General features: G+C 54.2%; 17 protein-coding genes. All 17 read right to left on the bottom strand.

Features of this window, described 5'->3' with window-relative positions; translation table 11 throughout:
- Positions 1-435: 435 nt before the first annotated feature.
- Positions 436-2073 carry a type II secretion system protein gene (locus ACRJJO_RS19345; protein WP_431067242.1) on the bottom strand — a complete coding sequence of 546 codons (1638 nt, stop codon included), beginning with the start codon at positions 2071-2073 and terminating at the stop codon, positions 436-438.
- The gene (locus ACRJJO_RS19340) at positions 2064-4742 is read right to left on the bottom strand and encodes a S8 family serine peptidase (protein ID WP_431067241.1); all 2679 of its coding nucleotides are present in this window, start codon (positions 4740-4742) and stop codon (positions 2064-2066) included. Before ACRJJO_RS19340 ends, ACRJJO_RS19345 begins: the two co-directional genes overlap by 10 nt.
- 563 nt (positions 4743-5305) lie before the next feature.
- Positions 5306-6556 (bottom strand): hypothetical protein, encoded by a 1251-nt coding sequence (locus ACRJJO_RS19335; protein WP_431067240.1) that lies wholly within the window; start codon positions 6554-6556, stop codon positions 5306-5308.
- Between the two features lie 4 nt (positions 6557-6560).
- On the bottom strand, positions 6561-8897 hold the full coding sequence (locus ACRJJO_RS19330; RefSeq protein ID WP_431067239.1) for a DUF3438 family protein: 2337 nt from the start codon (positions 8895-8897) through the stop codon (positions 6561-6563).
- Between the two features lie 312 nt (positions 8898-9209).
- A complete protein-coding gene (locus tag ACRJJO_RS19325; RefSeq protein WP_431067238.1) occupies positions 9210-9665 on the bottom strand; it encodes a hypothetical protein in 456 nt (151 codons plus the stop codon).
- Entirely contained in the window at positions 9662-10879 is a 1218-nt protein-coding gene (locus tag ACRJJO_RS19320) for a type II secretion system F family protein (protein ID WP_431067237.1), read from the bottom strand. Before ACRJJO_RS19320 ends, ACRJJO_RS19325 begins: the two co-directional genes overlap by 4 nt.
- Positions 10880-11083: 204 nt before the next feature.
- A complete protein-coding gene (locus ACRJJO_RS19315) occupies positions 11084-12892 on the bottom strand; it encodes an ATPase, T2SS/T4P/T4SS family (RefSeq protein WP_431067236.1) in 1809 nt (602 codons plus the stop codon).
- Positions 12893-13133: 241 nt separating this feature from the next.
- Positions 13134-13787 (bottom strand): hypothetical protein, encoded by a 654-nt coding sequence (locus tag ACRJJO_RS19310; RefSeq protein WP_017841951.1) that lies wholly within the window; start codon positions 13785-13787, stop codon positions 13134-13136.
- The gene (locus ACRJJO_RS19305) at positions 13784-15181 is read right to left on the bottom strand and encodes a hypothetical protein (RefSeq protein ID WP_431067235.1); all 1398 of its coding nucleotides are present in this window, start codon (positions 15179-15181) and stop codon (positions 13784-13786) included. The genes ACRJJO_RS19310 and ACRJJO_RS19305 overlap by 4 nt, the downstream gene beginning before the upstream one ends.
- 273 nt (positions 15182-15454) lie before the next feature.
- Positions 15455-16033 (bottom strand): DUF2939 domain-containing protein, encoded by a 579-nt coding sequence (locus tag ACRJJO_RS19300; protein WP_431067234.1) that lies wholly within the window; start codon positions 16031-16033, stop codon positions 15455-15457.
- A 189-nt stretch (positions 16034-16222) separates the two neighbouring features.
- Entirely contained in the window at positions 16223-16618 is a 396-nt protein-coding gene (locus ACRJJO_RS19295) for a hypothetical protein (protein ID WP_341327407.1), read from the bottom strand.
- A gap of 1375 nt (positions 16619-17993) precedes the next feature.
- Positions 17994-19001 carry a hypothetical protein gene (locus tag ACRJJO_RS19290; RefSeq protein WP_431067233.1) on the bottom strand — a complete coding sequence of 336 codons (1008 nt, stop codon included), beginning with the start codon at positions 18999-19001 and terminating at the stop codon, positions 17994-17996.
- A 430-nt stretch (positions 19002-19431) separates the two neighbouring features.
- On the bottom strand, positions 19432-19758 hold the full coding sequence (locus tag ACRJJO_RS19285) for a type II toxin-antitoxin system RelE/ParE family toxin (protein WP_431067232.1): 327 nt from the start codon (positions 19756-19758) through the stop codon (positions 19432-19434).
- A complete protein-coding gene (locus tag ACRJJO_RS19280; protein WP_431067231.1) occupies positions 19758-20039 on the bottom strand; it encodes a type II toxin-antitoxin system ParD family antitoxin in 282 nt (93 codons plus the stop codon). Before ACRJJO_RS19280 ends, ACRJJO_RS19285 begins: the two co-directional genes overlap by 1 nt.
- A 133-nt stretch (positions 20040-20172) precedes the next feature.
- On the bottom strand, positions 20173-20595 hold the full coding sequence (locus tag ACRJJO_RS19275; RefSeq protein ID WP_431067230.1) for a hypothetical protein: 423 nt from the start codon (positions 20593-20595) through the stop codon (positions 20173-20175).
- A gap of 569 nt (positions 20596-21164) precedes the next feature.
- Complete coding sequence (locus tag ACRJJO_RS19270; protein ID WP_431067229.1) at positions 21165-22352, bottom strand: thioredoxin; 1188 nt, start codon at positions 22350-22352, stop codon at positions 21165-21167.
- A 353-nt stretch (positions 22353-22705) separates the two neighbouring features.
- On the bottom strand, positions 22706-23659 hold the full coding sequence (locus ACRJJO_RS19265) for a Nudix family hydrolase (RefSeq protein ID WP_431067228.1): 954 nt from the start codon (positions 23657-23659) through the stop codon (positions 22706-22708).
- Positions 23660-23756: the final 97 nt, after the last annotated feature.

Below are 23756 nucleotides of genomic sequence, written 5' to 3'. Positions count from 1 at the left end.
AGCTAGAGCTTCCTGAACAGGTTACCCAAGCTGGAGCTTGGGTAACAGCATAAAGACGGGGTTCGTAAGCCATGCGCGTCAAGCTAAAAACGGCCAACCCACACCATGCTATTTCCCAAGCTCCAGCTTGGGAAAGACACCCCGGAAGCTCCAGCTTCCTGAGACCGACACAACCTCCGCACATTCTCAATCAACCCCGACTCGCTCGTTCAATCTTTCTTGATTGTCGGGAAGCTAGAGCTTCCTGAACAGGTTACCCAAGCTGGAGCTTGGGTAACAGCATATTTTAGTTTTTGCGACTACGATTGGCCCCTGCTCGGACACTTGACTTCGGCAAGCTGAAGCATCTTGCTAATCAGGATGTTTTTTTTGCCGTTTGTGGGAGCCCATGATGGGTTTCCGCTTCGCTGCTACCCATCCTACAGAGCTACTGCGCTACCAATTGATTACCGGCAAAGTAGTATTCGGACGGAAATCGACGACGATCGGGTTTTGGCGATCGGCTGGGTAAAACGGATTGTCTGGATTGCAATCTCCATCATATTCATAAATGCCAATGGCGTTTTGTCCAGTTGGTATTTTTGGAACTGGCGAGCCCCCACTTGAAAATTGCGAAAACAAAAGAGTTTGGAATCCTATATTTCCGGTAATAGATATTGGATTACTTGCTGCATAAATAACCGATGAGGTGCTTGGATCACGATAAAAAACGATTGCACAAATTTTTCCAGTCCATTTACCAGTCGATCCATCGCAACTAGCTGACACATATTTAACTCCAACGTATTCCGCATGACTCATATAACAATACGAATCTCCAACGGAATAGCCATTTAAGCTATTACATGCAGAGAGAGTAAAATTACAAGACTCAGGTTTTTCTACCGATTCCCATGTAACCCCTGGGTTTGCAGTAGGACATGTGGCCGAAGTGAACTGACAATCGTCTATCCAAGCCCCACCAGCCAATAAACAAGTAGAATTATTAAAATCACAAGAACTGCTCGTACTATTCCAAGAACCACCCGCGTTGTCGCATTTATCCGAATCAGAATGAATTAAACATGTTCTATATGTTGCATTTGTTGAAACAGTATCCCAGGAATCGGCACCTCCAGCAGCCTCACAAGACTTTTCGCTAAATTTACATAATGTGCGATGTGTTCCCCCTGCTACACTGCATGCTTGTGGACTAAAAAAACAACTATTCCATCGACCACCAACATTTTTACAACTCGATTCATCTAATACGCATGAGCCAGACCAATTTCCACCTGCGTTTTTACAAGCTGATTCCGATGAATACGAAGCTGAGCTATCAAATCCGCATAATCTATCAGTACTAGATAGCTTTGAAATATTCACACTAATTCCACTTGAAATATCAACTAACCAATCCGTAGACCTAATCAGCGGTTGATTTGCAGGATAATCGGCATCGTAATAATCAACACCGCCGCCGATAGCTTGATCTTTGCCGTAACTCAAAATGGTTAGGTTATCTTCAGAAAGCTGATTGAAATACCACCCATAGTTGTGATCATCTGCTGCGTCTACCCAGTCCAAAACGTCGCATTCATTTGGATCGGTATCGATAGACGTTGCGCAATAACCTTTCGCTTCTCGCCCCCAACCATCGGTAAACGCATCTTTATCTCCCGGATTACCGGACACATTCAGATAAGGCCCATGCCAACCAACAGACAAATTGGACGGATCACCTGCATTTGCCCAAGTCGGATTCGCTAAACCTGTGTCGCAATTATAATTTTCCATAAGCTCGCGCAGACAGTTCGGCAACCGCCCCATATCCGCCACAAACCCACTAATCGCTTTCTGGCCGTTAATAATCAACCTCGGATTGCCGAGGATCGCGTGCCTAATCGTCTCCAGGCGTTCTTTGGTTTGTTCGTAACGCGCTTGAAAAGCCAGGTCGTTGGTCGAGCGTATGGCGATGGTGGCCAGCACGGTTAGTATCAGTAGCGTTACGGTCAGTTCGACTAGGGTGAGTCCGTGCTGGCGGCGTTTCGGCGCGGGCGTTTGCCCGATTCTGTCGGTTGCTATCAACGGCATCGTCTACCTCCCGGTCTGGAGTAGAGCGTTTTCAATATCTGCAAATCGCTTTGTCCGACCAGGCCGTCGCCGTCCAAGTCGTAGGCCGGTTTATGATCGCCTCGTCGATAGGCGCTGAACAGGCGGCGCCAATCGGCTTTGTCCACGCAGCCGTCGCCGTTGATATCGCCGGGCACCGCCAGTAGTTCGATATCCAGCACGGCTTGCGCGCCGCTTAAATCGACCGGCGCGTCGGTCGATACTTCCGCTTCGAGCAGTAAACGCCGTGTCGGATTGTTCCTCGGCATCACGCCGATGCTAAAAGCCGCCGTGCCGCCGGAAGGCAAGTCGGGGAATTTGCATTCGACTTTCTTTCTGTTGAAGTTCGGGCAGCCGTCGACGTAGCGATAGCGGAGGAATTTCGGCAAACGCTTGGCGCTAACCTGTAAATTGGTCAAGGTTTGTCCGCTGAAATTGTGCACTTCGAAGCGATAGTCGAATTCGCGGCCGGCAATGACGAGAGGCTCGATTGCCTTTAGGGTTAAATACACGGAATCGGCCGCATGACCGGCTTCGCTAAAAATCCGGTCCGCCTTTACCAGACCGCAACCGGTCCCCCAATTGAAGTCGTCCGCGAATTCACAGTCCGGATTGGCCGGGGCCGGTTGTGAAACATTGCCTGCGGGATCGTGCAGCGGCTGGCTGCCTTTACGCATCGCCAGATGAACTTGATCGGGGCTTAAAAACGGAAACGCCTGCTTCAATAAGCCGGCCAAGGCGGCGGCGTTCGGAGCGGCCGCCGAGGTGCCGGTAAAATTGGGAAAGCCGCTGCCGTCGTTGTCATTGCCGAAAAATGTCGTGTCGCTATTATCGGGCGCGACGATATCGGGTTTAAGGCGCTGTTCTGCCTGACTGTGCCTGATCCCGTCCCGATTGAAATAAATCGGCGTGCCGCCCGCCGATGAAAAATACTGGATCTTGCTGTCTGTAATCGGCGTGCCGAACCACGGCGTTTCCTCGTAGGGAATCGCGCCGACCGCCATCGCGCCGGCCGCGTTGGCATGACCGTAAACGGTGCCGCTGTGGGTGGGGTAGTGGTCGATAGTCAAGGGCACGACATCTTCGATATCGCGGTAAAGAATCAGTTCGCCGCCGATCAAAGCGGCCTTGAAGCCTTCTGGAATGAACCAAATAGGCAAATAGGGCGTACCGATGCGATGAAACTCGTCTTTGTATTCGATTAGAACATTGCCGTCGCTGCCTAGAAATAAAGGTCTCTCTTGCGTATTGATTTCGACAATTTCACGTTCCAAAACGACAACGGCCTTGCCGCGCTGCATCACCTGCCCATCGGGCATGACCAAAGTCGGAGCGCCGTTGTTAAATTGCACGCTAAGCTGTACCAATTCGTCTTCTTTCGCATCCGGCCAAGGCGCGGGCGGGCCGAACAGCACATATTTGACATGCTTAGGCGCGGGTCCGGCCCGATGGCTGATATATAAATAAAACTCGGTCGTTTCCATCGAATGCCCGATGCCAAGAATCTCGACCGGATTGTGTCCGATATTGCTGTCCTGGCTGCTGGATAGGATGCGCCGTTTGCTGTGATCCAATAAAAACAAATCCAGATCGGTTTTCGCGCCTGCTCCGCCGGCAATTTCAGCCGGGTCGTCCCATTGCAACACGATGCGCACGCCCGTGTTTTGAGGTATTGTGATTTTCTGATAAAAATCGGAAGCCTGCCCCGCCGCCTTGCCGAAATCGTGCGCAGTATCGGACGACAAAGGCTCGCGGCCCGACACGAAATCGTTTTCGTAAGACAGCCTAGCCATGTTCCCCGCCGAAGAAAAATAAGCGACGCCGCGCGCCTTGACTTCGTCGACCGATTGCGCGATCGGGCCGTCTTGGAACATCGGCATGGTCAGGTAGGCGATGTCGTCGACGATGATATCGGCGCCGGCATCGGCCAAACGCTGAATGCCTTGGGCAAAGCCGGCCGCGCCCATCCATGCGGTATAAAACATCTGCTTCGCCCCCGGAGCGATGTCGTAAACCAATTGCATCATCGCCCGGCCTTCGTCGCTCAAGCCCTCTTCGCAAAACGGATAGTCCTGCAACACGACGACATCGTCCGGCAGATCGCCGCTGAGCACGTCGTCCGCCGCGCCGTCCAAACAGTTGTAGCTGTCGGACAAGACGCCGATCGTCACGCCGCTGCCGTCGACGTTATAGCGTTTGCGCACGACATCGGTAAACATTGCCGCGTCGGCCGCGTTGTAGGCCAAGCCGCCGGGCGGACCCAGCGCATGGCGCGCCGCGCTCGCTGCTTGCACCCAATTGACGCCGGACAATCCTTCGAGCTCATGCAAGCTTTCGATCGGAAACGCGCCGGAAACGAGGTGTTTATAGCGTACCGCGTGCATCATGCCGAGTGCTTGCAAGTGTTCGAGCAGCGTTTCGGCCTGTGCCGAATCGGCTGCCGAAATATCGAGCACGACATAGCGATGATCGATCACCGACAGCGTGGGATCGGTGGAAACGAAGCTATGAACGGGTTTGCCGGCGGCGCTGTGCTGACGAAATTCGGCTTGCAAGCGTTGCAGATGACTGCTCAAACGTATGTCCGCGGCCTGTGCCGACATGCCGCAGCAGACCATCAATAGAAACACTAAACGGTATCGATTCATCATAAGCATTCAAATTTAAGTGAAACGATGGGTTTCGGCTTCCGCCTCTACCCATCCTACGCAAGCGCTAGGGATAGACTTCGCGCGGGCGGGTTTGTAACATTCGCCCCGCGGGGTTCTTGCCATCTTAGCCAATGTGACTTCGATGCCCTTGACTGTTACTTAGCGTTCCCGACTTCGAAATCGCGACGAAGGCGTCGCTCCCACAAGGAGCCGGATCGCTCCCAGCATTCCATCGTTCCCACGCTCCGGCGTGGGAATGCAGCCCGAACCGCTCTGCGGTTCGGGGACGCTGGAGCGTCCCCGCCTGGGTTCCCACGCGGAGCGTGGGAACCATTAAACATTTAAGTGAAACGATGGGTTTCGGCTTCCGCCTCTACCCATCCTACGCAAGCGCTAGGGATAGACTTCGCGCGGGCGGGTTTGTAACATTCGCCCCGCGGGGTTCTTGCCATCTTAGCCAATGTGACTTCGATGCCCTTGACTGTTACTTAGCGTTCCCGACTTCGAAATCGCGACGAAGGCGTCGCTCCCACAAGGAGCCGGATCGCTCCCAGCATACGCATTCAAAATTGTAAATTGATGCCTAAATTGACGCCGACCGACTCGCGCGACAGATCTTTGAATCGCGACTCCACGACCTCGCCGTTGGCAAAATAAAACCGCTCCTGCCCTGGATCGCCCTGCCATTTTTGATAATCGAAACTCAAACTCAGGCCCCAGCCCTCGGGACGCATATAACGGTAACCCAACGACCCCAGATAACCGGTCGCATCGGCTTCATGCTCGAAACTGTCGGGATGACGCACATCGGCCAACTGCCGCCAGTCGCCGGATGCCTCGTAATCGGCCCAATGATACTGCGCGGAAACAAACAACTGGTGATAGTCGAGCCAGGTCAAAGCCGTATCCAGGCCGACCCAAGGCCCTTGCCAACTCGCGGCATAGCGGTTTTCTTCCTCGCCTTGCATTACATAACGTTGCCGCCGCCAGGCATAACCCGCCAAAGGCGTCGCGGCGATGGCGACCGATTCGGTGTCGCCGACCTGTAGGCGGTAACCTAGTCCGACCGAGACGTCCCAACTGTAGCCGTCACCGGCATTCTGGGAATTCGGTGCGCCGTCGAAGCCGGCTTCCTGCCCGCTGCCGTTCAAAACCCAGGCGTAACCGGCATCGCCGCGCAGCGTAATGCCGCTCGGCGAAACGATATCCATCCGGCCTTTTAGCTTCCAGGTGTCGAGGTCTTGCCATTCGACACGCGTAATCGGGTCGATCGCACCATCCGCCGAAGCGACGCTCCAGGCCAGGCTTTCCCGTTGATAACCGATATCGCCGGCGACCAAGACGCTAAAGTCGTCGACCACCTGCCGCCGTTGCCGATGCCGAGGATATTCGTCCAAGGTTTCGGCTTCGGCCTCCGGGTCGAAAATGACCATTTGAAAGGACGTCATTTCATCTTGATCGAGTTCGGCCGTTATATTCGTTACCGGAATCGGCGCGGGCGGCGTCTCGAAGACATGCATGTTGAGCTCGGGCACTTGCCCCCAAGCCGAAACGGAAAACAATCCCATTAGCGCAAGAAACCGACACCGCTTTTCCGAAAGGCTCCGTCGAATGTCGTCCGGTCCTGTTACGATTAAAGAGCGAGCATTAAATAACTTCTTCAAATGCAAGAAGGGGGTTCGGTGGCTCGCTTGACAGGTGTCGGCGGCAGGGACAGACGCCGTCAAGCCTACAAGGATGTATTCACGGCGGCCTGTCAAGCGAGTTACCGAACCTCCACAAAGCTTACTGTTTCGCGAAGTTATTTTGTGCATATTCCTAATCTCCGCTTCCCGGCAAATGGGCGATGATATCGTCGAACGGCTCGGCGGAGATCAAATACAAATAGGTCGAATCGCCGAAGTCTCCTTGCGCGGCAAGATGATCGCCTTCCAAAGTCGCCGCCAGCCAGCGCCCCTTGAGCTGCCTTTGATCGATCGCGACCGGTTGCGGCGATGCATTGCGAACCTCCAGCGCCGTGACATAAACCCCGCCTTGCCGCCAACTTTCAAACGGCAATATCCGAATCGACTCGTTCGGCAACAATGCCAGCGGCGCTTGCTGTTGCAATGCGGCCGGTTGAATTTTGGCATGGGGTTGGCGCTGTTCCGGCAACACCCGAATCGATTCGGCCGCATAGCGCGTCAAGTCCATATAAGTTTGCTGCGCCGAAATCGATTCCGAGCGCGAAGCGCCGGATCTTCCGGGAAACTCTCTGGAATCCCCGCGTCCCCGATACTTATCGGTCGCGTCTTGTTTCCTGTATTGCTTATAGGGCTGTTCGAGCACATAGCCTTTATGAGTGCTGTCCGGATTGCTGTAGACATTCAAATTACCGGCCTCCGGCGCGCTCGGATGCACGCTGTTTTTCTCGGCCATGGCTCGGCTCACGTCTTGCGCTTCGGCCGGCGTGCCGATGATATGCGGCTTGATGACGATGACCAATTCGCGCCGCTCGCGCGCCTGCGCCTCTTCGCGAAAGAAAAAACCCAATAGGGGCAAATCGCCCAAGATAGGCACCTTGTTTTCCCGGCTGCGCGCGCCTTCCTCGATCAAGCCGCCGACCGCGATGGACGAACCGTCATTGGCGACAACCGTGCCGCTGAAAGTCCGTTCCTGGACCAAATCGATACGCGCCTCGACCAAAGCATCGGCAACCTGTACAGGAATCGTCGCTTGACCATTGGCGATCGCCGATTGCTCGACCAACAATTGAATGGTCACGGTCCGGTCCGCATTGATATTAGGCGTCAACAATAAAGTCGTACCGATCGCGCGAGTATCGGTTTCCGGCACCAGAATCGGCTGAACCACCGTCGACGAACCGGGCGCGGTAACATTATTCGAGGTGCTGGAAGCCGAATAACCGCTGACGATAGGGCGTTCCTCGCCGACGAACACCCGGCTAACCTCCTGATTGGTGGTCATCAACATCGGCGTCGCCAACTCGGTCACGCGGCCTTCATTTTCCAATAACTGCAAACGCATCTCGAACTTCTCGCTGATCACGGTCGCCAGCAAACTCGGATCGAACACGGCGGCCGCGGTATTGATGGCGCTATTGAGCGCGCTGGTCGCATTCAAGGTCGAAATATTGGCATCGCCCTGACGAATCTTGAAATCGAACAAAGAGTCGTAACCGTCAGACAAATCCAGAGACAGAATCTTGACTTCCATCAACAGCATGGAACTCTCGGTATCCAGTGTTTTGTACAACTGCCGTATTTCCTGCATCGCATCGAAATCGCGCGTGCGAACCAAAACGCGGTTCTGGTGCTTGATGACGCCGACATAGATCGGCGCCTGCATTTGCACGCTTTCTCTCAGCAGCGTACGACCGCGTTCGGCATCGCCCGCCAGAAAGGCTTGCGGGTCGTCCGCATATTTGCGCAACATTTCGGTTTGGAGGCGCATTTGCTCGTCCATTTCGACTTGGCGATTGGCGCGCATGTTTTGTTGACCGCCCATACCTCCCATGCCGCTGCCCATACCGCCGCCCATGCCTCCCATGCCGCCGCTCATTCCTCCCATGCCGCCACCCATACCGCCGCCACCGCCGCGCGACCCGCCGGAGCCCAGCGTCGTCTGGCTATCCAACATATTGAAGCGTTGAAAACGCTGACTCAAATCCATCATCAGTTCGTTTTGGTTACGCCCGTAGCTCAAGCGCACCCGCTCCATGAACAAATTCTGTATCGTTTCGGCCAAGTCCAGCGCGTTCTTAGCGTTCTTCATCGTAAAGATTTCGGTTTCTTCCCTTTTAAACTCCACCTGCTCCATCCGGTATTCCTTGATCGTATAAATACGAATGATATTGGCGCTGCCGTCGTGCTGATACCACAAATTGTAGGTTTTGGAGATCGCGTCGATCACCTCCATCGGCGTAATGTCTTGCAAATACATCGTGATGTGTATTTGCGCCGCTTCCTGCGAGGCGATGATATTCAAGCCAGATTGATCCGACAGGACTTTCAACGCATCGCCGACCGAGATATCCCGAAAATCCAATTGCGCGATTTTCTGACCCTGACTCCTGAACGCATGCGCCGAAGTAGGAAAGCAAAGCCCGGCCCACAAACCGGCCAATAACACGCAAAAACGAAAAATCCTGAGCATTTTTAAATCCGAAAAAAACCTAAACACCGGGCATCACTGCAAAATCAAAGACTGATTGAATTCAACCAGATGAACTTTATCGTTCCCACGCTGGAGCGTGGGAACGACAGAAATGCCGGTTCCGAGGAGGGTGCGGTTGCTCGACCGGCAGGCGTCGGCGGCAGGGAAAGCCGCCGTCGAGCCTACAGGGACGTATTCACGGCGTCCTGTCGGGCGAGTGACCGCACCCTCCCCACGCCGCACACTTTCATTTGCCGGGGCGATGGCCATATCTTCATGAGCGTTACTTCGCATACTTTTAAACACCGGACATCACTGCAAAATCAACGACTGATTGAATTCAACCAGATGAACGTGAACATGCTCGGCCGTTATTTCATCGACGCGCAAGGTCAACAACGCGCCGTTGTGCATGATCGATACGCTATTATCCAGCCGCATATGCAGCAAGCTATTGCCGACACGCAACACAACCTTGCCCGCCTTTTCGGTGCGCATCGCCTTGGCGACCAATTCTATCGTCGGAAAATTTTGCCGGGCGGCTCCGGCGCTTGATGAGGGGACTTGAGACGGCGCCATGTTTTTCACCGCTTGACGAAAATTACCGCTCATCTGCGTCGGGTCGCGCAGCACTTCGGTCGCTTCGGCAATATTGCCCCGCGTCAATGCCTTACGCGGCATATCCTCCATTGGTACGGCCACATCATCGACAGCAACAGCAACGCCAGACATCGACAACAATACAGCCCCCCATAAATAAAACCTCATGACGGACTGCCCCCGGCGGCCGAAAACATCGCCACTAAAAAAGCCGCATAGACAAAGCCCACGACGCCGCCGACAATCACCGTCATCGCCGGCGCGATCATCCCGGTCAAGGTCGCGATGGCCCTTTGCAACAGCTCATCGTGATAGTCGGCCATCTCTTGCAAGAGCTGATCCAATGTGCCCGAACTTTCGCCGACACGGACCATTTGCAACATCAGCGGCATATACCCCGCATCGGCCGTAATGGCATCGCCCAGCGCGACGCCGTGCAAAATACTGTCCCGCGCATGACCAACGCAGCTAGCCATATATTGATTGACATGCAGCTTTTCCATCGTTTCCAAAGCTTCGACGATCACCACGCCGCTACGCAGCAATAAGCCCATCGCCCGCGAAAACATCACCGTGCCGGACAAACGAAAAACATAGCCGAACACCGGCACCCGCAACGCGTAACGGTCTATCCACCAACGACTCGTCGGCCAACTGTAAAACACGATAAAACAGGCCGCCGCCGATACCAAACCGATGGCGATAAACACACCGTTCGCCAAAAACCAATCGGACACATCGATCAGCGCCTGCGTAATCGGCGGCATCGGCTTGCCGGTTATCTGCAGCAATTTTTTGATCTCCGGCACGAGACTGGTCAACATAAATACGACCAAACCGATCGCAAACAACAACGTAAACAGCGGGTATTTCAATGCCGAAATAATCTGCTTTTTCAACTTGCGGCTCGCTTTCACCTCATTCGCCGCCTGATCCAGCACCGTCCCCAAATGACCGGTTTGCTCGCCGACGCGCACTAACTGAATCGTAAACTGGCTAAAAATCGAATGCTCGGCCAACGCCTCGGTAAACGAACTGCCTTCTTGAATCCGGTCGCGCAGCTTGCGCCAAGTCTTGCGGGCGCCGAACCGCGCATGCACCAACGTCAACTCCAGCGCCTCCAGCAAACTGATGCCGCTACGCAGCATCACCGCGATTTGATGAAAATTATGCTCGATATCGCCGTTATGCATCGACCGGTAATCCAGCGGATTCAGACTAAATTGCCCGCCTTCGCCTTTGGGTTTCTGTTCGTCGATACCCAGCACCAACAAACCTTGCTTGCGCAAAGCCGCAATCGCGCGCTCCCGATTCGGCGACTCGATACTGTCGGCGACTTGCTGCCCGCTGCGGTCGCGGGCGGTATAAGTAAATAAAGCCATTATGCAATCACCAATGAATGTCGCCAGCAATTCCCAATTTGGGGATCAAAAAGGGTGTGGGGTATGCTTGGCGAGGATGTCGGCAGCAGGGAGCTGCCGCCAAGCCCCCATGGATGGGTTTACGGCGTTCCTCGACAGGCATACCCCACACCCTAAAATCGGCGAAACTGCTCAAACTGGGAATTGCTGGAATGTCGCCGCGCACTACCATGAAGAAACCACTTGCAACACCTCATGAAACGACGTCTCCCCGGTTATCATCTTGTCGATCGCATCGTCAATCAAACCGTGCATGCCGGCTTCGCGCATGTTTTCGACCAATTGCGCCTCGCCGCGACCTTGCGCGACATCGCGCGCCCAATCCGCACGCAGCTCCAACAATTCATACAATCCGATACGCCCGGCATAACCCCGATTGCCGCAATACACGCAACCGGTCGGATCGTAAATTCGTGCGCCGGTCAAAGTCGCGCGTCCTAAAATCAACGCCTCTTGTTCCGTCAACGGACGCGGAATACGGCAATGCTTGCACAAACGCCGCAACAAACGCTGGGCCACCGCCAAACGCAACGCCGCCGCGACCAAATAAGGCTCCACGCCCATATCGATCAAGCGCGTCACGGTCGCCGCCGCCGAATTGGTATGCAAGGTTCCCAGCACCATATGCCCGGTCAACGCGGCCTTGATCGCGATATTTGCGGTCTCCTGATCGCGAATCTCGCCGAGCATCACGACGTCGGGATCATGCCGCAAAATACTGCGCAAGGCCTTCGCGAAATCGACCTTGTTCGACGTCGGATCGACCTCGCACTGCGCGACGCCCTCGATTTCGTATTCGATCGGGTCTTCTATCGTAATGACGTTTAAATCGCGGCTTTCGAGCAGCATCCGAATCGCCGCATACAGCGTCGTCGTTTTGCCGCTACCGGTCGGCCCGGTCAAAATCATCATGCCTTGAGTTCGGCGCAGAAAACTTTCGATAATGCGCTGATGCTCGCCGATAAAACCCAACCGGTCCAACGTCAACGCGCCGGTTTGCAAGGCCAGCAGCCGCATCGTGATACGCTCGCCGTATTTGGTCGGCAGCGTCGCGACGCGAATGTCGACGCGCCGCCCGCCGCTGACGAATTGATGCGAAAATCGTCCGTCTTGCGGCAAACGTTTTTCGGCGATATCCAAATTCGCCATGACTTTCAGACGGCTGGCCAACTCGGTATAGACGCCGTGTTTGATCACATCGTAATTTTCCAATTGGCCATCGACGCGAAACCGGATGCGCGCCCCGTTGAAACCCGGATCGATATGAATATCCGAAGCTTGGCGAATATAGGCCGCATACAGCAACTTATCGCCCAAGTCGACCGCATCGTTGCTTGCCGCGCCCGCCACCGGCAACGCCTTGACCGTCAAGGCGTTGCCGTAAACCTCGTGAATGACCTTATCCAATGCGGACTTGTCGACATCCCATAAACGAACCGGCGACTTGACCAGCCGCTCCACCGCATTGGTCAAGCCGGCATTGATCAGGCTTCCCGTCGCGACATGCACGACCCCATCCATCGCCAAAAACGGCAGCAACTTCCGGCGCACCGCGATCGACGCAGGAATGCGCAACGCGCATGAAGGATCGATGCGCACGCTTTCAATGTCCAACCGATGCGAATCCGGCGACAAACAAACATGATCGATATATTGGATACCTAACCGCGTTTCCGGGCCCGACACCTTGACCCACCGCACGACCGCCTGACGCGTCATGCGCTGATGCCCCGACTGTATCGTCAAGGTCAAGGTCACGTTTTCCCGGATTGCGCAAACCTCGTCGTGCACCACCAAACCGGCCCCGCCCGAAGAGATATCCTCGACAGCCGTAGTCAGCGACAGAACATCGTCGGTAAATAAAATCGCCTCGCCATCCTGAACCGGCTGCCGCGCCTGAGCACGTAATTCCTCATGGCTTTGTTGCGCTTGATTTTGCCAATTCTTCAACGAAAACCCCGGTAATTGCGTCATATCTTCAACTTATTAGAATTCATTGCGCCGTCTTCGGCCAAAACTATGCTTCACACGCTCCTTCCCGCCGGTCGGGTTTTATAAACCCGACCGCAACCTTTCCCCTACCGCTTGCCGCTCACCTTGATGGGTTTCCGCTGCGCTCCTACCCATCCTACTGCACTACCGGAACGCTGGAGCGTCCCGGGCTGCGTTCCCACGCCGGAGCGTGGGAACGATAACCGAAACGCGGGAACGACAACTACATCCACAAAATCAACTCCCACTCCAACTCGCCCTGCCTGAGCGCGCCGTCTTCCGGCGTCTGCATCGTCAATTGCACCGGCACCCCCTTAAAACCGCTCGCGGCCAACTCAGCCATCGCCCGGTACATATCCAAATAAGCGCCGCGCAACGACAACCGGCCGACCAGAATCGTCCGCGCCGATTTGCCCTGACCTTTACCGGCTCCGGAACTATCCGAACCGCCCTCCGGCTCGACCCATTGCAACACCTCCCGCAACGACACGCTCAATTGCTCCGCCGGAAAACTTTCGCGCTTTTCCTCGATCACCCAAATGTTATGCCGCATCATGATCTCGGAAAGCAGTGCCGTCGCCTCGTTGATCGACGACTCGCCGCTTAAAAAACCGGCAATCTCCAACATTTTCTTGCCCAGCTCGGACTGCTGCCGTTGCAGCGTATCGATTTGCTGCCGCGTTTGATCGACCTGATTCATCACGCCCGGCAGCGCCGCCGGCGAAATCCCTTGCCGATACAGCCCCTGATAAGTCTCTTCGGCCTTTTGCATCTTTTCGGATAGCAACCCGCTAACGAACACAAAATAAATCACAGTAATCGCCATGCCCGGTAAAATCCGTTTCAGCAGACGCTCGCGCTTTTGCTCGGGCGTCATAGCGGCGTCTGCTCCGCATGCTCGATAAAACCGCTCAACCCGTTATCGTCGATCATCACGGAAAACTCCCAGGGACCGCCCCCTTCAAGCAAGACCATATCCTTCTTGGACGGCGCATTGACACGCCAACCGAGCGTCGACAAAACCGGCTCCAAGCGATTGCTCAGCCGGTTCGGTAAATCGGCCTCTAGCGCGACGCCCGACACCCGCAAACCCCCATTGACAACCTCAACGCTCTCGATCAACAAATCATCGGGACTGGCCACAGCCAAATGCTTCAATAGCGCGGCCGGACGCGCCTTAAACGCGCTCAACGCCTTCGGAACCAAATCGACATTACCCTGCAAAGTCTTTATCTTCTTATCGAGCTTGCCGATTTCCTGCTGATTTTTATAAACCGACTCGCGATAGACTTTCAGATCTTGTTCCGCTTGCGTCAACGCTTCGGTCTTGTATTCGTAATCCTGCGTTTGATACAACAGCCAGGCGCCGTGACCTACACACAGCAACGCCGCCGAAACGCCGCTGCCGATCATATAAAACAACTCCCGATTGATCGGCGCTTTAGGATTCAACAGCGGTACGCCGACTGCATCCTGCTTGATCAGATGCTTCGCCCAATGCGCCAGCCACTGCGTCAAAGCGGCCTCATCGGTCAAATGAAATTTCGCATCGGACTCGGGAGTAAATTCGATCTGATTATTCAACAACACTTCGGTCTTATCGACCGCGCCGATTTCCAGCAGCCATTGATCGAGTTCTTCATGCCACTGCGGATGTTGCTCCTTGATCATGATTTGCAACGTCATCCCCTGGTCCGGCGTTTTTGCAAGCGCGAAAACCGTCGTCGACCAACACTCGATACGCCACCAACTCGACTTGCCGTCTTCGGACAACAGCACCGGCAAGCCGCCCGGATGAGACAAACCGGCCAACGCGCAACCGGCTTTTTTCAAAACGGCCGCGGTGTCGGCCAAAGTTTCCTCGGCGATCAAATTCAACCAATAATGACTCATGTCTTCATCGCTGCCGAGAAAGCAATACGCCAGACGGTTTTTGCCGATCGACCTGCCGGTCATCGCCTCGTATTCGAATTGCAAGGCCTGCTCCAGCATGTCGCCCTCGATGCCTTCAACCTGCGCCGAAGGCAAACTCAACGCGTGCGTATTCAAACGAACATAGAACACCCAGACCTTGCGGCCCAGCGGAGACGATTGGGAAATAATCTGTTCAAGCGCGGCCGGCAGCTTTCCGGCCTTGTCGCAGTCAATGTCGAACACGCTCAAAACGCCTACGATCTCGCCCTTGCGGTCGGTATCGATACGGAACGTTTTGACTTCGGTGATATACAGCAGCGTATGGGATGGACGTGAAAAAAATTGAGGCAGTTTCATTTAGAGTAATAATTATCCGACTACCGAAAAACAGGCGAAAATACCGGGCTTCTCATAGGGCTTCAACGCGGAAGCCGAGCCCGACTTCTCACTAAGGAATATGCACAAAATAACTTCTACAAGTAGTAGGCTTTGCGGCGGTTCGGTGACTCGCTTGACAGGACGCCGTGAATACGTCCATGTAGGCTTGACGGCGGCTCCCTGCCGCCGACACCTGTCAATCGAGCCACCGAACCCCCTTCCAAAGTTGTCGACGTTGTTTCATACTCGATCCTAAACCATAGGTTTCGGCTCCAAACCGACCGAACGGGAAAAGCGATCCAAAATGGCATCGGCCGGCAAATCGACCGCGATCGCTTGCCATTGAAACAAACCGATGCGCAGCAAAACCAACTCGGATTGCCAAAGCGTTCCGGGATTGGTAAAGCTGACCCGCGCCTTGATCGGCGACTCCCACCGAACCGAACCGTCCAACGCCCAACAGCCGGCTTGGCCCTGCGCTTCGCCGCTCGGGTCGTCGGTCAACTCGCCGCACAGCAAATGCCTGAAACCTTGCGGCCCGGCCAACAGCCGCGCGGTGCTTTCGACCAGCCGCTTGCCGTCCGAATTGTCGCGCAATGCTTCGCGCGTGTCGTTTTTCATATCCGCGTACATGCGCAAATCCAACATGGCTTCGAGCAACTTACCGGCATAGGTTTGCAAATGATCGGCTCTCACCAGCGCATGCCATTGCGCCTCGTCCCGCTCGTCCGCGGCCTGGGCAATCGAACGCATCGTCCACCAAGGGCCCAATGCGAAAGCCGTACATGCCGCGAGTAACAGCAACGATAAAAAACGAAAAGGTAGCGCCATGTAAATCTATTCTCTCTATAAGTTACGTTTCCCTGACGTTTGGGGGTCTCCATGATGGGTTTCCGCTACGCTCCTACCCATCCTACAACGGGGGGCTTGCGTAGCCGGGTAGGTCGGGTTAGGCGGAGCCGTAACCCGACATGTCGATGGACAAAATGTCGGGTTACGCTTGCGCTAACCCGACCTACGCTACTCCGAGGTTAATTCGGCCTTGCAACGGGCAATGACATTGCCGCTAGGCGTGGCGGTGAAGCCGCCGAAGCCGTTGTAAAAGAAAGGCCCTGGATGATCGTATTTAATCCGGCAAGGCACGTCGTCGCGTTCGACGAAAGCCGGTTGCACGTCGCCGTCGGTATCCGGAGTGACGGTGCAAGAAGCGATCGCGAAGTTTTTGTTGATGGTGACTTTAACGCTGGCAGGGCCGTGATATACGCTATCGCCCGCTTCCGAGGCGATATTGCAGCCGCCGTTGCCTTGATTTCCGAACGGGTTGATGACGATAGGCGCATGCGGCTGCATGGCGTTGGCCACGTTCGCGGCAAGCAACAAAGGCAGTGCGGTAAAAAGTAAAGTGCTCTTTTTCATAAAATTTCAAATCTCAGTGTATATGTAAATAAAAACCCCATTCCGAAGCCTGCGCGAAGGAATGAGGATAACTTTTCCCACATCTCGTTCCCACGCCGAAGCGTGAGAACGATGAAACGTTTCCCTGCCGTTTGCGGGCGCCCATGATGGGTTTCCGCTACGCTGCTACCCATCCTACAACGGGGGGCTTGCGTAGGATGGGTAGAGGCGGAAGCCGAAACCCATCGTTTTTTACCCCGCCGGCAAAGGGGTTTCGAATGGCTCCCACGCTCCGGCGTGGGAGCCCAGCCGAGGACGCTCCGGCGTCCTCGCACCGCGGAGCGGTGTGGGCTGCATTCCCACGCTGGAGCGTGGGAACGATGACCGGAGCGTGGGAACGATAAATTCAAAAAAAGGGGTGTTGCCACCCCAAGAGAGATGCAACCTCAACATCAACACCAAACAACAACTAAAGTCTTTCAAATGGCTCCCACACTCCAGCGTGGGAGCACTGCCGGGGACGCTCCAGCGTCCCCACACCGCGGAGCCCGCCGGGCGGGTTTTATAAACCCGCCCGCAATGTTTTCCTGCCGTTTGCGGGCGCCCATGATGGGTTTCCGCTTCGCTGCTACCCATCCTACAACGGGGGGCTTGCTTAGGATGGGTAGAGGCGATAGCCGAAACCCATCGTTTTTTACCCCGCCGGCAAAGGGGTTTCGAATGGCTCCCACGCTCCGGCGTGGGAGCCCAGCCGAGGACGCTCCGGCGTCCTCGCACCGCGGAGCGGTGTGGGCTGCATTCCCACGCTGGAGCGTGGGAACGATGACCGGAGCGTGGGAACGATAAATTCAAAAAAAGGGGTGTTGCCACCCCAAGAGAGATGCAACCTCAACATCAACACCAAACAACAACTAAAGTCTTTCAAATGGCTCCCACACTCCAGCGTGGGAGCACTGCCGGGGACGCTCCAGCGTCCCCACACCGCGGAGCCCGCCGGGCGGGTTTTATAAACCCGCCCGCAATGTTTTCCTGCCGTTTGCGGGGTGTTCATGATGGGTTTCCGCTTCGCTGCTACCCATCCTACAGCGCAGTCCTTTTCGGATGGCGGCTCTTGCGTAGGATGGGTAGAGGCGGAAGCCGAAACCCATCGTTACCGTACGGCATCGCAGGGATTTTGTTTCCGACCGATAGCGATGCGCTCTCGCGAAAAAAAACGCATCGCTATCGGGGAGTATCGAATCCGGAGCGCGGGCGACATGACTGTCGTGCGCTCCGGCGGTTTAAGAAAAAGCCGTCCGTGGCGGGTAGCGGGTAGCGGCGTTAGCCGAAATCCATCGCTTGCGTTATCCCATGATGGGTTTCCGCTTCGCTACTACCCATCCTACAAGGTTAAAGATTAGCCATCCACGTTGCTATAGTGGTTAGACAATGCGCCGCCCAAGCCTTCCAGTCTCATCATCGGCATGACGGTGGTTAGGAATTTGGCTTTGCCTTGCATGTTACCAGACCATGTTGTTGCGCCTATAGTCACACCGGTACCGGCTCCACCAACGCTATCATAGAACTCAGCATCAGCAACAGAAGCCGCAGTTGTACAATCACCCTCGTTGGCAATAGCTACACTGGTAGCACCTGCTCCGGCATTTGCTGTATCAGGATCCCAGTATGTATCAAAACCTTGTCCATTGGCAGCGATACAAGTATTGGCCTTTGGCACTTGATAAATCGCCAAAATACGGTTGTATTTGTTGGCCGCGCTCATCGCGCCGGTTTTAGCAAAATGAACAGGCGCTTCGGAGATGGTTTTACCGACCATACCGGAACCTTGACCAACACCGAATGCTAAATAATCATTCGTTGTTGTATTAATCGTTCCCGCTGGGCGGCCCAAGATTTTAGCTAGATCAGCATCACTTGTTATACAGCCCATGCCTGTGCAGCCTGCATCGACATTAAGAGCCGCCAAAGTAACTGCTGGCATCATAGTGTTAGCTATTGAAATGGGAGCAACAGTAGTATCAACAGCATCAAAAGTTTTATCAACAGCGTCTTGGTTCATAGGCAATAAGCTCCTAATACCTACACTATATAAAGCCTGGGGTTGAACCTGAACCGTTGTAAGATAAGCAGTCCCCATCATATGGTTATATAGGGCACCGGTACTATCCACCAATGCATCATAATTACTCGGCTGCCCCATGAACTGCACGTCATAACGCTGAATCGCCTTGCTCACTTCCACCAAGCTGTCCGAGTTGGCGCTGCCATGGGTTTTATCGACGAAGCCGCCGACATAAGGCAGCATCAAACCGGCCAGGCCGATCAGGATCAACAGCACGACGGTCAATTCGATCAAGGTCAAACCGGCCTGTCTTGCAATGTGTTTTACTTTATAATCTTTCATTGTTGGGTTTCTCCCCATTCTTTCGTTAGTTAGTGTTTTAAGTTACGCTAACGAAGTCGCTGCCCTTGGCTGTAGCAGAGCGTAACGGCAGCGGGGGGGAAGCCCTTCCCCCATGTTCCGAAATTCCTTCTATTCGCCCGTCGTGGGCTGTGCACCTCCTTGACCGGAACCAACTTGGTCAGTCCCTGCATATAAAGCAAACGGCATGCCAATTTTTACGCCATTGAATTACAAGACTATTTTTTTAGGATCGGAAAATGAAGACAAAGACTGTGTGATATCACACACCTAAACTGTGTGAAATGACCTATTGATTTTCGCGGCCAAACGGGGTTTATCAATCCGGGCGCGTGATGTTTTTTTGCCGTTTGCGGGCGACCATGATGGGTTTCCGCTTCGCTGCTACCCATCCTACAGGCTTAGCGATTTATCACTCGATGTGACGAGCCATGTCCATGCTGTCGTGAAGCACGCGCAGAACATCGACAAAGCCTGCTTCGCTTTGCCGAAAGACAAGGATGTGGCGGCCGCGCCGCCCGTGCCTCGCAACGGGAAGAACAAAAACCCCTTGCTGAATGTCATCACGGCATTTGGCGCCCATAACACCGGGTCCATCGATGAGGGCTGCCAATGCTTGAGTCAGGGTTTCCCTATAGACCTCGGCCTGTTGCGGGCCGAATCGCTCGGCTGTCCAGGTTAAAATATCCGCAATGTCTTGTTCGGCTTGCCGAGCAAGACGGACCGTCCAGCAGGTCATCAGCGCGGTGACGTAGCGTTTTTGACCAACCCAGCCATATGCATGCGAATGGCCTCGGCCGATTCCAGCGTCGTATACCGGCCCGCCTGGATATCGTCGATACCCACAGCGACAGCCTCACGCAACGCTTGCAAACGGACAGTTTGCTCTTGTTCTCGCTGCTGCATCAAGCGCAATCCTTCTCGCAGCACTTCGCTGGCATTCTGATAACGGCCCGATTGGACCAATTGCTCCACAAATTGCATTTGTGGATCGGTAAGAACAACATTGCGCGTAGGCATAGTAAGCTCCGATGATTAGTGTTGGCATATTTTGCCAATTTAATAGATCAATGACAATCGGCTCGATTATTTTCTGTTATTATTCATCAAAGTTTCAAATGGCTCCCACGCTGAAGCGTGGGCGCGATAAGGATTAGATCGTAGCGTTTATCAATAATCTTCCCACGCCTAAAGGGTAGTCTTGCCGGACTGCGGCGATTGCGGCCATTACCAAAGCGGTCCCCGCAAAAATTGCCGATCCGAAGGAAATCCTTAAAACCCATTCATTAACAAACCGCAAGAAGCCCGGAACAGGCGCGATCATTACGGTCAACACCGACAGCAACGTTGCCGTGACTGTCGACAAAACGCCCGTCGCCAGCGAAGCGCACCACGGGCATTTATGCTTGGCATGCAAATCGTGATAATTACACCCGGCATCCAAACCCAGCCACGGCCAGTCACAGCCGCATTGAAATAGAAAGCCGCACAACGGCGTGATGGCAGTCAAGGCAATGAACCCCATCAGCGATGCGGCAATGAGTTTGCATTTAAGTGATGGCTTCATTGTATTCATTACGACAATCTTGTTTTAGACGCATCTTTTGCAATGGCTCCCACGCTCTAGCGTTCGTCTTTATGTAACCTTTGCTGGTCAAATTTCGGCGCCTCCATGCGTCAATACCGAAATTTGAAGTGCGATGGGTATACATAAGTAAATATATCTAATTGTGCAAAAAGTAGCGACCGAGCGCTAAATTGTTGTGTTGTCCGGAAAGGCTATTGGTGTTTGAGCGTTACTGGCTTCGATAGTCGCGACGAAGGCGTCGCTCCCACAGAGAGCGGCGGACGCTCTGTGGGAGCGATCCCCTGATCGTCCCTCACCTAGCGTTAGGTGAGGGAAGGTCGAAAGTGTTAAGTAATAATAAATGGTATCGAGGTCTCATTGGTTACGGTTGCAAAAGGGTAATTTTTGACTTATGTGTAGCTATGAGCGCTCTAGCGTGGGAGCACAGCCGGGGAGCGGTGCGGGCTGCGTCTAGCTAGAGAGTGAGAACGGGAACGATGACAACCTTTCCCTAACATTTGCGGGTCCCCATGATGGGTTTCCGCTGCGCCGCTACCCATCCTACTGCGCTATACGGCTTATTCCGTATCGGTTCGCATTTTTTGGACGAGCATGATCACTGCCGCCGCGAACACGGCGGCCGAGAATACGATTAAGGTTCCGGTGAGATCGTTCATCATATCCGGGGCGACGATCATGACGATCCCCAGCGCGATCATGATCATGCCGCCGATAAGTTTGAGCGTTTGACCGTGCTTTTCTTCGAAATTCTGTCTTTTCAGCGTTATCAAGGCCGCCAAAAAAATGGCGATTTCGATCGAAAGATAGATCAATAGATAAATCAGCAATAAGCCTAAAAATTCTATCGTGCCGACTTGCTGCGATCTGACCAACTGACTCCATATCACCGGAAAGCCTGCCGTACAAGGCAATTCGACCAATGCGATGCCCGATGCCATGACGAAGGTAGCGCCCGCGAGCGCAAGTCCTTTTCTTTCCGGATTCAACAAGCCTCTTATCGATTGATAGATACCCGGTTTATGCTTGTCCGATATCGTGAACGAAATGCCTTTTTTAAACCAAAAATAATCTTTGACATTGACCAAACCGAATAGCAGCGCGAACAAGGCCACCAGCCATTGTACCCAGATTAGATAGGCGACATAGCTCAGCACTTTAAAGACGCCGGCGACAAAGGCGCCGTAGAGGGTTGCCGTGGTGAACAAAAATACCAGGCCGACCAGCAATATTCGCTTTCTGGAGCCTGAATGTATCACCATGCCTAACAGCAGCGTCAATACCCATAGCGAGCATGGGTTAAAGCCGTCGACAAAGGCAATCAATAAGGTGCTGAATATCAGCGGTTGCCGGACCAGGTCTATGGTGCCGAGCCAAGGGACGTCGATCGTGGTTGCGGCGTTCGCCGGCGATCCTCGGTCGGTTTGTGACTCCGGCGCCAAGGTTTCCGCTGGCCTGTCGTCCGGCTGCTGCTTTCGGTTTAGGAAGGACCTAACCGCATCTTCGATTTGTTTTCGGATAAACGGCGCATCGCCGAAAAAGGCTTTCCCGCCGACAAATACGGCGGGCACGCTGTCGGCGTCTACGCCATGTTCGCGCGCGGTCAATTGAAAGAGCTCCCGGTTGAAGCGGTTGCGCCATACTTCATGCTGCCGAATTTGCAATTGCGGGTAACGTTCTTCCAATTCGCTCAGAAAGGGTTTTTGATCCAGGCAATGAGGACAGTTTTTTCCCCAAAACACGTCCATGACAAGCTCAGGGTCGGTCTTTGCCGTAACCGTTTGGCTTAGGAGCGTCAGCAAGAAAATTATTAGGAAAAATCGTGGGGAGTCGAATCGCATTGGTTTTGCCTTTGAATGTCATGATCCTAGAAAAAGCATTTCACCATGAAGATCATGAAGAATAGGAAGTTAATTCAATAGCTTATTACGCGTTTGTATAGAACTTTCGCTCACCAAAAAGGTTAGCGAGAAGGATTTGGTAAGTTCTTGGAATCCTTCATGAACTTCATGTGCTTCATGGTTAAACTGCCGAATTCAGGATGATGGGTTTCCGCTTCGCTGCTACCCATCCTACGGCTTGCTGGACCGTGGGATCGCATTTATTCTGTTTCGATGAACGCTCGGATACCGGCCACGCCTTGGCCGCCGGCTTCACGGATTCGCGCCAGATCGCCCGTAGCCAAGCCTCCCAAGCCGTAAACCGGAATATTCGCGGTTTCGGCGAGCGCTGTAAAGCCTTGCCAACCGAGTATTCGGGCTCCCGGATGCGTGGCGGTCGGCAATACCGGCGCCAAGACGGCGAAATCGACGCCGACGGTTTCGGCATGGCGCAGTTCCGCTTCATTATGGCAAGAGGCAGCCAGCCAGCCTTGGCAGTCCGGCCGTTCGCGTAACGCCATTAAATCCTTTCCGGTTAAATGTATGCCGTCTATTGCACTCGCCTCGATTCCGGATACGGCCGAGTTGAGCAAGACTGATGCGCCATGACGGCGGCATAAAGGAAGGATGCGCGCGATAAATTCCGCCGCTTCGCCGGCCGTTACTTTTTTCAAGCGCAATTGAATCAGTTTGATGCCGTTGGCGAGAATGGTTTTTAAGTTAGAGAATAACGCCGAGGGGGTGCTGTCGTCCAGGATGGCATAAAACGGCGGCAGGCGGAGCGCGGTCACGATCGGACGATTCGCCGCCGGAAAGGAATAGTTTTGAAGATCGGCCGGAGCGACCCACTCGACCGCTTGTCCTTCTCTGCCATGCGGGTCGCCTTCGAACCGGTCGATCCGCCAAACTTTGAGTCTTACGCTGAGGTCCGGGTAGTCGTGATGAATCGTGATCAGCGGCGTTGCGGTTTTAACGTCGATGGCCAGTTCTTCATGGAGCTCGCGGTCCAATGCTTGACGCTGCGTTTCGCCCGGCTCGATTTTACCGCCCGGAAATTCCCATAGGCCGCCTTGATGCTTATCGTCGGGGCGCTTGGCGATCAGTACTTTGCCGCTCCGGTCGACAACCACGCCGACGGCGACTTCTAAAACCGATTTCATAAGTTGTTGTTTCAAATGGTTTCCACGCTATGGGGACTATTCGAATGGCTCCGTATTGTTTTTCTGGTTCCCACGGTCCTCCGTGGGAACCCATACCTTGTCAGCCGAGGCA

Origin of the sequence: Methylotuvimicrobium sp., assembly GCF_050611805.1 — a bacterium.
In the GTDB taxonomy this organism is placed as follows: domain Bacteria; phylum Pseudomonadota; class Gammaproteobacteria; order Methylococcales; family Methylomonadaceae; genus Methylotuvimicrobium.
The sequence above is the reverse complement of the archived record's forward strand: the minus strand, read 5'-3'. Positions and strand labels throughout refer to the sequence as shown.

Excerpts from the sequence above, each read along its gene's own strand:
- ACRJJO_RS19345 (WP_431067242.1), bottom strand. The coding sequence starts at position 2,073 with ATGCCGTTGATAGCAACCGACAGAATCGGGCAAACGCCCGCGCCGAAA.
- ACRJJO_RS19340 (WP_431067241.1), bottom strand. The coding sequence starts at position 4,742 with ATGATGAATCGATACCGTTTAGTGTTTCTATTGATGGTCTGCTGCGGC.
- ACRJJO_RS19335 (WP_431067240.1), bottom strand. The coding sequence starts at position 6,556 with ATGCACAAAATAACTTCGCGAAACAGTAAGCTTTGTGGAGGTTCGGTA.
- ACRJJO_RS19330 (WP_431067239.1), bottom strand. The coding sequence starts at position 8,897 with ATGCTCAGGATTTTTCGTTTTTGCGTGTTATTGGCCGGTTTGTGGGCC.
- ACRJJO_RS19325 (WP_431067238.1), bottom strand. The coding sequence starts at position 9,665 with ATGAGGTTTTATTTATGGGGGGCTGTATTGTTGTCGATGTCTGGCGTT.
- ACRJJO_RS19320 (WP_431067237.1), bottom strand. The coding sequence starts at position 10,879 with ATGGCTTTATTTACTTATACCGCCCGCGACCGCAGCGGGCAGCAAGTC.
- ACRJJO_RS19315 (WP_431067236.1), bottom strand. The coding sequence starts at position 12,892 with ATGACGCAATTACCGGGGTTTTCGTTGAAGAATTGGCAAAATCAAGCG.
- ACRJJO_RS19310 (WP_017841951.1), bottom strand. The coding sequence starts at position 13,787 with ATGACGCCCGAGCAAAAGCGCGAGCGTCTGCTGAAACGGATTTTACCG.
- ACRJJO_RS19305 (WP_431067235.1), bottom strand. The coding sequence starts at position 15,181 with ATGAAACTGCCTCAATTTTTTTCACGTCCATCCCATACGCTGCTGTAT.
- ACRJJO_RS19300 (WP_431067234.1), bottom strand. The coding sequence starts at position 16,033 with ATGGCGCTACCTTTTCGTTTTTTATCGTTGCTGTTACTCGCGGCATGT.
- ACRJJO_RS19295 (WP_341327407.1), bottom strand. The coding sequence starts at position 16,618 with ATGAAAAAGAGCACTTTACTTTTTACCGCACTGCCTTTGTTGCTTGCC.
- ACRJJO_RS19290 (WP_431067233.1), bottom strand. The coding sequence starts at position 19,001 with ATGAAAGATTATAAAGTAAAACACATTGCAAGACAGGCCGGTTTGACC.
- ACRJJO_RS19285 (WP_431067232.1), bottom strand. The coding sequence starts at position 19,758 with ATGACCTGCTGGACGGTCCGTCTTGCTCGGCAAGCCGAACAAGACATT.
- ACRJJO_RS19280 (WP_431067231.1), bottom strand. The coding sequence starts at position 20,039 with ATGCCTACGCGCAATGTTGTTCTTACCGATCCACAAATGCAATTTGTG.
- ACRJJO_RS19275 (WP_431067230.1), bottom strand. The coding sequence starts at position 20,595 with ATGAATACAATGAAGCCATCACTTAAATGCAAACTCATTGCCGCATCG.
- ACRJJO_RS19270 (WP_431067229.1), bottom strand. The coding sequence starts at position 22,352 with ATGGACGTGTTTTGGGGAAAAAACTGTCCTCATTGCCTGGATCAAAAA.